This window comes from Methylobacterium variabile, from assembly GCF_001043975.1.
GTDB classification, from domain to species: Bacteria; Pseudomonadota; Alphaproteobacteria; order Rhizobiales; family Beijerinckiaceae; genus Methylobacterium; species Methylobacterium variabile.
Genome location: NZ_LABY01000130.1, coordinates 1 through 10,653 on the forward strand (window position 1 = coordinate 1; position 10,653 = coordinate 10,653).

General features: G+C 65.0%; 14 protein-coding genes. 6 read left to right on the forward strand and 8 right to left on the reverse strand.

The window, feature by feature from the left end; translation table 11 throughout:
• The 6 genes from VQ02_RS38270 to VQ02_RS38745 all read left to right on the forward strand — a co-directional run.
• Positions 1-317, forward strand: a 317-nt coding sequence (locus VQ02_RS38270) for a hypothetical protein (RefSeq protein WP_048445685.1), incomplete at its 5' end; no start/stop codon positions are given.
• Complete coding sequence (locus VQ02_RS18530) at positions 314-559, forward strand: hypothetical protein (protein WP_048445686.1); 246 nt, start codon at positions 314-316, stop codon at positions 557-559. The genes VQ02_RS38270 and VQ02_RS18530, both read left to right, overlap by 4 nt.
• Before the next feature lie 171 nt (positions 560-730).
• Entirely contained in the window at positions 731-1,480 is a 750-nt protein-coding gene (locus VQ02_RS37260; RefSeq protein WP_157080691.1) for a hypothetical protein, read from the forward strand.
• A complete protein-coding gene (locus tag VQ02_RS37265) occupies positions 1,467-2,171 on the forward strand; it encodes a hypothetical protein (RefSeq protein WP_157080692.1) in 705 nt (234 codons plus the stop codon). Before VQ02_RS37260 ends, VQ02_RS37265 begins: the two co-directional genes overlap by 14 nt.
• The gene (locus VQ02_RS37270; RefSeq protein WP_157080693.1) at positions 2,168-2,773 is read left to right on the forward strand and encodes a hypothetical protein; all 606 of its coding nucleotides are present in this window, start codon (positions 2,168-2,170) and stop codon (positions 2,771-2,773) included. Before VQ02_RS37265 ends, VQ02_RS37270 begins: the two co-directional genes overlap by 4 nt.
• A gap of 209 nt (positions 2,774-2,982) precedes the next feature.
• Positions 2,983-3,330 (forward strand): hypothetical protein, encoded by a 348-nt coding sequence (locus VQ02_RS38745; protein ID WP_048445687.1) that lies wholly within the window; start codon positions 2,983-2,985, stop codon positions 3,328-3,330.
• Positions 3,331-3,738: 408 nt separating this feature from the next.
• Here the strand turns inward: VQ02_RS38745 and VQ02_RS37280 are convergent, their stop codons facing one another.
• The 8 genes from VQ02_RS37280 to VQ02_RS38275 all read right to left on the reverse strand — a co-directional run.
• Complete coding sequence (locus VQ02_RS37280) at positions 3,739-4,266, reverse strand: hypothetical protein (protein ID WP_157080694.1); 528 nt, start codon at positions 4,264-4,266, stop codon at positions 3,739-3,741.
• A gap of 198 nt (positions 4,267-4,464) precedes the next feature.
• Complete coding sequence (locus tag VQ02_RS18545; protein WP_048445689.1) at positions 4,465-4,860, reverse strand: hypothetical protein; 396 nt, start codon at positions 4,858-4,860, stop codon at positions 4,465-4,467.
• On the reverse strand, positions 4,826-5,425 hold the full coding sequence (locus VQ02_RS38750) for a hypothetical protein (protein ID WP_063838492.1): 600 nt from the start codon (positions 5,423-5,425) through the stop codon (positions 4,826-4,828). Before VQ02_RS38750 ends, VQ02_RS18545 begins: the two co-directional genes overlap by 35 nt.
• A 37-nt stretch (positions 5,426-5,462) precedes the next feature.
• Complete coding sequence (locus tag VQ02_RS18555) at positions 5,463-6,164, reverse strand: hypothetical protein (protein ID WP_053080433.1); 702 nt, start codon at positions 6,162-6,164, stop codon at positions 5,463-5,465.
• A gap of 85 nt (positions 6,165-6,249) precedes the next feature.
• Positions 6,250-6,594 (reverse strand): ubiquitination-like system serine protease family protein, encoded by a 345-nt coding sequence (locus tag VQ02_RS18560; protein ID WP_048445690.1) that lies wholly within the window; start codon positions 6,592-6,594, stop codon positions 6,250-6,252.
• A complete protein-coding gene (locus tag VQ02_RS18565; RefSeq protein ID WP_048445691.1) occupies positions 6,594-7,160 on the reverse strand; it encodes a glycoside hydrolase family 108 protein in 567 nt (188 codons plus the stop codon). Before VQ02_RS18565 ends, VQ02_RS18560 begins: the two co-directional genes overlap by 1 nt.
• 185 nt (positions 7,161-7,345) lie before the next feature.
• Positions 7,346-10,234 (reverse strand): hypothetical protein, encoded by a 2,889-nt coding sequence (locus VQ02_RS18570; protein WP_157080695.1) that lies wholly within the window; start codon positions 10,232-10,234, stop codon positions 7,346-7,348.
• 121 nt (positions 10,235-10,355) lie between these two features.
• Positions 10,356-10,653: hypothetical protein (locus tag VQ02_RS38275; RefSeq protein WP_167350767.1), on the reverse strand; the 298-nt coding region annotated here is incomplete at its 5' end.

Here is a 10,653-nt window from a genome sequence, read left to right on the forward strand (position 1 = left end):
CCAGCCGCTCCACCGGCCCGCGCGCCTGTCCCGGCCTCCGCCCCGACGAATGGGCCGAGACGCACCGGCGCTGCGGCGAGTTCGTGGAGCGGTGGGGGATGCAGGCTCACGCGGCGGGGTGGGACACGCTGCGACTGTTCGGTGTAGGGCCGGTCACCGGCACGCTGCGCGCCGACTACTGCGGGATCCTGATTCCCTTGTTGGCTGGCGTGCACGATGTCACGGCTGAGTGGATCAAGATCGGGCTCCGGACCTGCTATCGGCACGAGCGGGTGAAGATGCCGGGCATGTTGGCGATCTGGGAGTTCAAGCGATGACCGGTGGCGAGGCCTACCGTGCGAAGCTCCTGACCCCTGAAGCGCTCGACGCGGCGATCTTGGCCTACCTCGCTGACCCGTCGAAGCCGGCGGTGCTGGAGATCCGGAAGGGCAGCATCGACGTCGCCGCGGCCGTCCTGGCGCACCAGTGGTCGGCCGACGAGCTCGCGGTCGAGGATGCGACGCCGGCCCGGCGGCGGAATGCCGTGCGGACGGCGGTGCTGTTGGCATCCGTAGGTTGACCCGGTGTGCCGATACCATCTCAAATTTCCACCGTTTGGTGGGCTGTTTTCCAGCAAAACCAATGGCTTACCGCATCGGCCCGCATCAATGGGTTCTGAATTTTTCGATGCATTCAACAGGATGCGAAGCTCGCAGGGCTCATTGATACGAACCCGAAAGCTGTCTATTTCATGCGTGACGGATATGGCTCTTGGAACCGACACTCTATGGTTGAAAATCACGAGAGCGCACAGATAGCTCTGTTTCTGAACACGCCGCAAGGGCGCAATGCCTTGCAGGTGTGGGGAACAATGTTTGATACTCAACCAACAGCATTTCAGACCATCGCTCCCGGACATACAGTTGCCCAGGGCGAACTGCATGATATGCAGCTGCAAATCCAAGCGCATACAAGCCGAATTGATCTAATAGTTCAAGGGTCTCAAGTTCCAGGCGGGCCGATCGCACTGACGAAAATTCCAAGTTTCGAAACTGGGATTGCCGCTTTGATTGATGAGGCCCGAAAAATAGTCCCTGATTTAAGTGTCGGCAGAAGTGCAACAGTTTTGCAAGGCATAACACCTGCTGATAGTCGGAACGCCGCAGCCATCAATGCTTCAAGGTTGGCTCCGAATGTACCCATGCCCGACGGTAGTATAGATTTTTACTACCAAGTTGTAGTACCTCGCCATTCGGAAATACAAGCTTTGAGAAAAATTCAACAGATGTTCCGCATAACTACAGTGCAAATGCAGTTTGTAAATATTGTATCATCCCAAGCTGCAAGCAACGTTGCGCAGATGCATGCGGCGCATCTATATGTTGATGTGTATGGCGAACTCATGGAGCCGCTAAATACAGATCAGGCATTAATGTCAATCAAAGAAACTTCTGACATTGCGCTTAATATTGCGCGGGAGGGATACAATGCCATCGGTTGATTTGTCAGATATCCCGCCGGTTTCCATCGAATATGTTAAGCCGACATATACGGCAGAACTAGTGCCGCACTACAAGCTTTCACAGGGCTCGTTATCAGCAGATATACTTATTGGCCGGAAATATGAACAGCGTGCAGATGGCAACGCTGCTGGTGTGCCCTTCAACCGCCAGCGCGGATGGACAGTTCTACCTGGCCCTCAAGCACTTGTTGCGATTAAAGCAGATGGCAGCCAACAAACGGGCGAGGAAAGAATTATTAGACGCTTCGCAGATTTCGAAGCGCAAACTCAATATAACATCTCTGCTTTGACGCGCAAGATTGAAGCCCTGACTAGAGCCGTGGATATACTTTCGGCTGAACGCCCGCAGGAAGGCGGCGCGTATTCTTATATGAGCACACAGGAATCGGCGCTATCGAAAGAAGATACGCAGATTAGAGAAGCCGAAAACGTCGCGATCACCTTAAATGACGTCGCTGATGGGCTGGTTATCGCCGATGCAGAAACCAAAGCGATCGCGCTGACTGTATTGTCTGGAGGCGATCCTGCTGGGCGCGCAGCTGCTGGACGCGCTATAAGCGCTATCGACCCGACTTTGGCGAAAGATTTATTGCCTGATATCATAAAAAATGAGACAAATAAATTTGTCCGTTCGGTTCTTCGGGGAGCTTTGGCGGCGGCAAGATTATGACATTATTGCTGAGGATGCTAGAAGAACACCAACAATGGGTTAGTTTTCAAGGGGAGTCCGACGCACACAGATCGCTTTCGGATGTTCCATCATGGGCATTTCGAGAGTTCACTCCGACAATACGAGATAAATTTGGCCTTTCACTATTCGAGATTGATGAGGAAGACCAGGCACATTTGATTGCTGCCGCTTTTGCGTACCATAAAGAATACATTGAGAGAGGTTTCATCGTTTTCGCGGTCGTTGACAGGCAATTGATTGAAGCTCGCGGCCTTGAACTTCGGTCCACCGCTGGAAAACTCGGCCACTCGTATGCCGATGCGCAGCATCGCGAAGTAATGATACGCAACATAAGCGATCTTAACTCTGTCGTGGAATGTTATGTAAATGGAGAATATATATCGGTGGAAGGCAAGGTGGCTGCCGCAGCTGCAAAGGATGCTGCAAAAAATAATCAATTTAACTATATGCCAGCCGCCACTGCTTCAATCTCTCACTCTCAAAACTGGAGAGCGAAAAATATTATAAAGTTCATAGCTGACAAAGCTGTGGTAGTTAACGGCGTCAGCGGAAACGTTTCGGCGAGCGGATCGAGGCCCTAACGACCAAGGCCTCCAGCGACCCACCCTCCCGCCGATCCCGAACCCCTCGACGTCATCGCCCGCGAGCTGCACGAGCTGACGCGCCACCGCATCCAGCAGTGCCCAGCCTGGGAGGATCTGGACCCGGACGACCCGCTTGAAGCTGGCCTGATCCGATGGGCCTACGATCGGGCGCGCGACTTCGTGGCGATGAACAGCGGGGGTGAGGAGTGAGACGCGGCCGCAATCCGCGCCGCTCCTACGACGAGCAGGGCCGAGAGATCGCGCCGCCCACGATCGGGGCGTTGCGCGCGGAAGGGGAGACCACCGCCGCCGTTTCCTGCCACGGCTGTCGCCGGCGCGTCGTCATCAGCACCGACCCGTTCCCGGCTGATCTGCCGTTTCCGGACATGGCCCTGCGCCTGAGGTGCTCGGAGTGCGCCTCCCGCAACGTGTCGGTGATGAAGGACATGAAGGCGCACTACGAGCGGATCACCGCCGCGACCGGGTGGAAGATGGAGCCGAAGCCGTGGCCGAAGCTGGAGCCCGCCTCCCTGGAGCCGGATCCGGAGGCGTGATCCGCGTCGTCGGGCAGGACGTGCCGTGGCCGGAAGGGTGGGGTCCGGACGTAGAAAAGCCCGCCGCGGGGTGAGCTGGGCGGGCTGACGGGTACGTCAGGCAGTCCATGGGCAGTGCACTCTCCTACCGCCTGTTCCACGCTCGGTAGACGTTGTCGTGCGGACCGACATCGACCGCTTCATATGTTTCGACCGGCCCCTCCTCCTTCTTACGGAGGATGACGCGGTCGCCACTGCCAGGGTCGATGATGTGGTATCCAGCAGCTCCGCTCAGAGCTCGAAAGTCGAGGCTTGGGAGGATCGGATCGCCCATGAATTTTGTGAGCGCGCGGACAGTGGCCTTTTGGCGGTGAGGTGGAAGGCGCTTCAATGCCTTTAAGAAGGCCGGCGTGGGCGTGACAGAACGGGTCATGCCACGGCCGAAAGCAGGTATGCCTCCAAATCATCTGGGTTGTCGAAGTTTGGACCGCCGCGCGCCTCGGGATTAATTTCAGCTCGAGCTGCCCTCAGAAACAAGGCCAGATCCTGACTGTCATTATAATAATCTTCCACAAGCGCCAGCAATCTTCCATTCAGACGGCCCACTAGCGCCCTGTCCTTAGTTGTTGCTTCTTTCAATTCTCTCGATGCGCTGCGCTTCAATCTTTCGACTATGCGCGCCTCACGACGCAAATTCTTTTCGTACCGAGCAATAATCTCCGATAAATCATCGATAGTCAGACCCTCGTCGCCGGAGACGATCGATTTCCACAGAGCCTCGCGGACTGCTATTCCCTTCCGCTTCCACTCTGCGGCATCAGCCTCATTCTTTGTCAGGAATGCTTCGTAGGCCTTGACTGCGGCGCTGCCGCCCATGTTGGCAGGCGCTGGCGCCATGAGCGCTGGCGGCTGCCACGTCAGGTGGTGGATCAGATCCAAAAGGGCTGCGTCGGCCATGGGGTCCTCTTGTTTCTCATATAACACTCCAAGTGGGTGCTTCCCACGTACAACTCGTCCATCACGCCATGGAGCTGATCGCTCAGGAGCGTGAGCACGAAAAAACCCCGCTCGGCGGCTGCCGGCGGGGCTGAAGGTCGGGCCTCGGGCCTTGAAGATCCGCCGGGCCAACGGGCGGGCGCAAGGGGTGGTTCCGAGTTACCGATGCTGCCGGCCCGGCCGCGTCGGCGGCGGCTCCCGCTCATCCATTCGTTCAAGGATCGGCACCAGCCGGCTCAGAACGCCCGTGAGTTGGTCCGCATGGGCTGCCTGATCGGCGGCAGTGTCCGCCACGATCGCGGCGGTGAGCCCCTTAATCGCCGTCGTCAGGTCCGCGATCGCGATGCTGTCGAAGACCGCGCTGCCCGCCGTGGTCGCGATCTCCCGTGCGGTCTCCGGCTTCAGGTGCTCCGCCTTCATCGCCTCGAGGCGGTAGTCCAGCATGGTCTTCACGAAAGCGTTGATCGGGACGAGGGCCGCCCCTACGGCTGCGGTGACAGCGATGGCGATGGCGGGCCAGCTATCGAGCGTTGCGACCGGATCCGCCAAGGGCATGCCTCCTCTCCTCGGCTTCCCTCCCGGCTGCGGCGCGCCGCCTCTTCCGCATCCCGAACGTGTCCTCGGCCGCCATGTCGGAGGCGGCCCGGCCGGAGGAGTGGAGCTCGGCGATGGCGAAGACCGAGAACAGCGCGATGCCGATATTGGCTGGCGGGTAGGCGAGCGCGAAGCCGACGAAGAGCGCCGACCAGAAGGCGAATCCGCCCATGCATCCGATGGTGCGGACGAAGCTCGTCTCCCGGCCGCGCCGCCCGTTGATAATGAGCGCCGCGAGCCGCGCCGCGCCGACCGCGATGGAGATGGCGCCGGCCTGCGCCTCGGTGACGAAGGAGGCGATGACCCGCCACTGCGGGCCTACGAAGGTCGGGGCCGGGTAGAGGATCACAGCACCGACCGTGACCATGATGGCGCTCAGCCAGACCTCGGCCCACCGGGTCTGGCCGTAACGGACGGCGCGGCGGATGCGCTCGTTGAGGGCGGGATCGGGATCGTAGTGGAGCATCGTTCCGTCATGCCAGGGGGCGAGGTAGGCCAACCAGCAGCGGCCGCGGTTGAAGCGCATGGCGCGTCTCCTGGTGCTGCGGGCCGGTGGCTGGCGGCTACTTCACCGCCGCCGGGAGGCGCTCGAGGAACGGCGTCAGCGTGTTGGCGTCGGTCACCGTCTCGTCGAAGTGGAAGGCGCGGAACAGGCGCTCGGTGATGCCTTTCGTGCCGCCGGCGGCATCGATCAGCCACTGCGGCGACGAGCCGATGGCGCGCTCGAGGCCCGCCTTCAGCAGCGGGTATCCGACGTCGATCGAGGCGGCCTTGCCGGCGGTGGCACCCTCGACGGCGTTCAGCGCGTAGTCGGCGGCCAGGCGCACCATGCGGTCGATCCGCTGGGTGGTGAACCACATCCGGACGTACCAGGGCAGGTGCCGGGCAGCGATGCCAACCGCCGCCACGATGACCGGGATCAGGATCTCCGTCGCAGTCTGGGCGATGGCCGTCACCCACTGGCCCCAGGGCAGGATGACGGCGGTGTCGCCGACCGTAGCGACCTCGGCGGCGACGGCGGAGCCGACCCACAGCAGACCGACGAGGGCGGCGAACGCCAGGGGGATCGGCCTCCGTGGCGCGACCCACAGCAGGAACGATGCACCGGCAGCGACAAAGCACAGACCGAGGATCGTCAGGCCGAGGGCGAGGCCGTGGGCCGGGCTGCCGACGGCGGGCAGGATCTCGGCGACCGGGACGGCGCCGGCCATAGCGGGAGAGCAGACGCCGGCGAGCGCCAGCGCCGCGAGGAAGGTGCGGTGCATGGTGGTGTCCTTATGAGGGGAGCTTATGGGGGGAGCTGCCCCGTAATGAGGGAAGCTCTGCTCGGCTGGCCCGGCCGGCGCGGGTCTACGCTGCGTCGAAGTCCGGCAGCGGAACGGTCTGCCCGGCGAGCGCATGGGTGCAGTCGCCGAGGAATTGGATCTGCCCATCCGTCACGAAGGAGTGGCAGACGAAGGGGCGAGGCTCGACGCGCTCGCCTCTCACGAGCGCCGCGTGCTCGGCATCGGTGATCGGCTGGACGCCGCGCACGAGCACGGATGGGGAGAAAGTCGGGCGGTCGTAGCTACCGTTGAACGACCATCCCCGGCCGGATCCGTCCCGAGGACGCACGTTATGCGCGCCGTCGCACCCGGGGCACCAGAAGAGGAGCAGGCCGCCCTCTGCGGTGCGCAGCTTGCCGCGGGCGCCCATCAGGCCGCCAACGGTTTGCCGCAGGCCGGGCAGGTCGGGATTGCCGGCGCCTGCGCGATCATCGCGAGCGCATCCTTCCGGACGCCGGCCACGCGACTCGACCAGCCCTTGCCGAAGGTCGGCCAGGTGGACAGGGCCTCGAGGAACGTGAGCCGGGCGTCGCAGAGCGAGCCGATCAGCTTCTGCCGGTCGTGGCCCGCTACGGCCTTGAGGGTGATGGGCCCGATCTTGCCGTCGTCCGCCACCCCGACGAGGCGCTGCAGCGCCATGGCTGCCCGCGCCGGCCCGCTGTTCACCGCCCAGTCGAACACCGCGTAGTCCAGGCCGGCCGGGAGCTCGTCGCCCTCGATCGCATCCCAGTACCGCTGCCGGTAGATGGGGGCGACCTTGGCGACGGTGAGTGCCCGCACCTCCGCCTTGGTGGCGGCGCGGCCGAGGACGGTCGATAGCGTGCCGATCGTCACCCCGAGGTTGGTGGCGCCGCCTGGGTCGGCTGGGTGGTCGACGTAGCCGCCCTCGTGCTTCAGGACGAGCGGAAGCGCCCGCTCGAATGTCGTCGCGGTCATCAGGATCTCCGGATCGTCTGGATGTCAGCAGCAGGTCGGGCCGGCATCGACCCAGGCCCCGGGGGAGAGGGTGTGGCGCTCGGTCGGCATCGCTCGCGAGATGAGGCTGTGGAGGACAGGGGCTACGGGCCCGCCCCGGGGAGGGCGGGCCCGCGCGGCGAGACACGCCGGACCGACCGGCGCGCCTACGGCCCGATCGCGATGTACGTGACGGAAACCGTCTGGCTGGCCACGCTGCCGTTGACGACCTGAAAGCCGCTCGCGGTCGGCGTGCCCGAGACCTGCGTCGCCCCGCCCACGTAGTTGAACGCGGGCTGCACGATCACGAGCGGCGGAGCCGTGAACGGGCTTGCGCCCGAGACGGCCCCCGTGGGGAAGGCGATGGTGCCCTTGCCGTCGCTCCCGAGCGCGACGGTCGTCGTCACCGTGACGAGCTTCGTGCCGCCCGGCAGGACCGAGACCCGGCCGGGGGTGGGGAAGTCGGCGGCGGCGGCGGCCGCGACCGGCCCGAGGACGTCCCTCAGGTAAGCCTTGCCGACGCTCAGCTTGACCCCACCCTGCGAGCCCGAGACGTCCCCCGCGTACCCGCCGATCGGCGCGACGCGCACCGTTGGATCGTAGGCCGGGCCCAAGTTGAGCTTCGTGCCGTCCCCCAGGGCCGCATTGCCGTTGTGGGCGAGATCGAAGACGACGCCGCGGAAGGTCACGGGCAGGCTCAGCCCCCGCACCGTCAGGCCGGTCACGACGCCCCCGGTCCGGATGACCGAGCTGTAGGACGCCGCGCTGGTGTACGACCCGCCCGACGGCACGCCGTTGTTGACCTGCACGTCGGTGCAGTCCTCGACGTAGAGGAGCGCCGGCTTGGGCACGATCGGGGCACTGGTGAGCGTGTCGGCCAGGATCGGCACGCCGAGGTCGACCACGACGCCGCTGCGGCCCTGGATCCGGGCGAGGTAGCGGTTGGCCGCCACGTCGCCGAAGCGCAGGATCACCGTCGGCACGTAGGCGCCGATCTGCCGGAAGCCCATGTGGACGCGCACGCCGTCCACCAGGCCGGCGCCCACGAGGTGGACGCGGCCGCCCTCGATCGAGGTGTTCATCACGTCCCAGCCCCGGGCGAAGATCCCGATCGCCCGGCCGAATGCGCCGTTGGCGTGGAGATCCGCCACGGGAACGGAGCTGTCGATGAAGTCGATCGCGGCCTCGAACGCCCGCGGCGTGGCGATCAGCGAGGCCGCCCGTTGTGCGCCGCCTTGCTGGGTCGTGCGCGCCGTCGAGCCGGCCCGGATCTCGGGCCCGAAGATCGACAGCGTCTCGATCATCTTGCGCCAGTTGCCGCTTCGGAACTGGGCGTAGCCGGGATCGGCGACGTCGCTCTCGGAGTACAGCTCCGCCGAGAACATGGAGCCTTGAAACAGGTATCCTTGCGGCTGGGTGTTTCTCTCGGTGCTGTGGACCCGCACGGCGATGCCGTTCGAGAGCTCGGGCGTCGCGATACCGTCGATCCGCGAGACGACCTGGAGCGGGCCCTCGAGCCGCACGGTGCTCTTCTGGTCGACAAAGAAGTGGAAGATGCCGCGATCCCAATCCGGGTCACGCTCGATCGTCTCAAGGCCCTTGGCGCCGAAGTACAGGGACGTGCCGGCCAGGTAGGTCTTGCCGCCGTAGGCGAAGTCCTCGGCGATCTCATAGACGGCCCCGAACGCGCCCTTGCTCTCGAAGGGGTAGTCTTTCACATCCGGGCCGACGAGCCCGGCCGGAGTCCCGGCCGAGACGGCGCCGAGGTAGCGCCGCTCGTTGATCGTGAAATCCGAAGGCCGGATCCGGCCCCGCGGCGTCGGGCCGGCATAGGCCTTGTGCCAGCGCCCCGACCCGACGCCCACGCACATCACCTTGTCGCCGGGCGCGAGCACGGAGCTGTCGCCGAAGCCGGTGGTGTGGGTGCTGTCGAGCTGGACGAGGGTCGGCCCCGCCGGGCCTCCGGCCGGGCTGACGAAGGTATACCAGTCGCCGGGCGTGCAGCTCGTATTGTTAAGCGGGAAGGTGCTCGGGTTGGTGACGGTCGTCGCGAGGTCGATCGTGCCGCGATAGGTGCCGCCGCGGATCGTCAACTTGCGCCATGCATTCTGGACGCACAGGCCCTCGTCGCCGATGGCCCACGACGTGATGCCGTCGAGCGCGTAGGAGCCGCCCCGGCCGACGACGAAGGCGCGGTTCTCGTCGCAGCCGCCCGAGGCATAGGGGGCGTTGCCCGCATCGTCCTGACCCGTGGCCGCGTTCCAGAACTGCCGGTCGTAGAGGGGAGTGGCGAGGATCTTCTGGTAGCGCCCGTCGGGCCGCTTCCAGATCCGGTCGCCGACTTGCACGGTAGCGACCTGTGCGAAGCCCGTGAGGTTGTCGTTGGCGCTCACCGCCGTCCAGACGTCCCCCGAGACGCCCGAGGCGTCGGACAGGGTGTTGCCGGCCGCATCCCACGCGCCCTTGTTCAGGAAGCGGTACTGGTTGGCGGGGCCCGCAACGAATTTCGCGCCGCGCCCCATCCTCAAGGTCAGGGTCCTGTTCTTGCCCGGGCTGCGTACGTAGACCCGCGCGGCCCGGGAGAACACCCACTCGCCATCGGGCACGTCCGCCACGATGTTGCCGTCGCCCGCCTGCGCGACGAGGTCGTCGAGCCACGCCTGGAACACCGGGGCGGCATCGACCGTCCCGGTGGCGGTCCGCACCGCAGTCTTCTGCACCGCTGTGGGCAGGTAGTCGTAGGGGGTCAGCGGCAGGCTGCCGAACAGCCGGTCGCTCGGCGTCGCCGGCCGCTTCGCGACGGCGTCGAGCAGGGTGCGCAGGCCGGGTGAGAACCCGATGGCGGCAGGGTCGAGCGGGATCGTGACCGTCGAGAGGGGCCGCGGCGCGCCTCCCGGCGGAGCGACGCTGAACAGCGACGCATCGCCGGTCGAGCCGGGATCCGTGATCTGGATCCTCTTGTAGGTCGGCGCCATGCCCTTCTGCGCGTCGGCCGGCTGGCACGCGAGCGCGAAGAGCAGCAGCCCACCGATCGCGCGGGCGAGCGGGGCGGTCATCGGGATCTCCATCTGTCGGGTCTCACGTGCAGCGCGCCTGATCGCTGTCGCAGGCTTGCGGACAGCCGCAAAGAATGCCGCCCTGTCCAGGGTCGCGGTGTGCCGGCTCAGCACCGGAGGATCAGGGGCAGGAGGTGCCCGTCGCCGCGTAGATCGTGCCACTGGAGTTGACGCAGAGCGCGCGGCTGCCCGTGCCGGCGAGCGCGCTGGACGTCACGGCGCCCGTATTGGACACCGACCAGACCTTGACCGTCGAGGCGCCCGCGGCGCCGGACCAGAATTCCAGTCCCGCCGCCGTGGCGTCGCCCGACCAGGCATGGATGCGGGCGGCGCGGTTGGTGCCGAAGTAGTCCAGGGCCCCCCGGGCCGTCTGGGTGCCCGCGATCGGGCCGCCGACATAGGCCGCCCCGGCCATGGCG

Bases quoted from the DNA above. Each gene is read 5' to 3' on its own strand.
- VQ02_RS37260 (WP_157080691.1), top strand. From the start codon at position 731: ATGCGTGACGGATATGGCTCTTGGAACCGACACTCTATGGTTGAAAAT.
- VQ02_RS18530 (WP_048445686.1), top strand. From the start codon at position 314: ATGACCGGTGGCGAGGCCTACCGTGCGAAGCTCCTGACCCCTGAAGCG.
- VQ02_RS18555 (WP_053080433.1), bottom strand. From the start codon at position 6,164: ATGCACCGCACCTTCCTCGCGGCGCTGGCGCTCGCCGGCGTCTGCTCT.
- VQ02_RS18545 (WP_048445689.1), bottom strand. From the start codon at position 4,860: ATGCCCTTGGCGGATCCGGTCGCAACGCTCGATAGCTGGCCCGCCATC.
- VQ02_RS38750 (WP_063838492.1), bottom strand. From the start codon at position 5,425: ATGCGCTTCAACCGCGGCCGCTGCTGGTTGGCCTACCTCGCCCCCTGG.
- VQ02_RS18565 (WP_048445691.1), bottom strand. From the start codon at position 7,160: ATGACCGCGACGACATTCGAGCGGGCGCTTCCGCTCGTCCTGAAGCAC.
- VQ02_RS18560 (WP_048445690.1), bottom strand. From the start codon at position 6,594: ATGGGCGCCCGCGGCAAGCTGCGCACCGCAGAGGGCGGCCTGCTCCTC.
- VQ02_RS37280 (WP_157080694.1), bottom strand. From the start codon at position 4,266: ATGGCCGACGCAGCCCTTTTGGATCTGATCCACCACCTGACGTGGCAG.
- VQ02_RS18570 (WP_157080695.1), bottom strand. From the start codon at position 10,234: ATGACCGCCCCGCTCGCCCGCGCGATCGGTGGGCTGCTGCTCTTCGCG.
- VQ02_RS37270 (WP_157080693.1), top strand. From the start codon at position 2,168: ATGACATTATTGCTGAGGATGCTAGAAGAACACCAACAATGGGTTAGT.
- VQ02_RS37265 (WP_157080692.1), top strand. From the start codon at position 1,467: ATGCCATCGGTTGATTTGTCAGATATCCCGCCGGTTTCCATCGAATAT.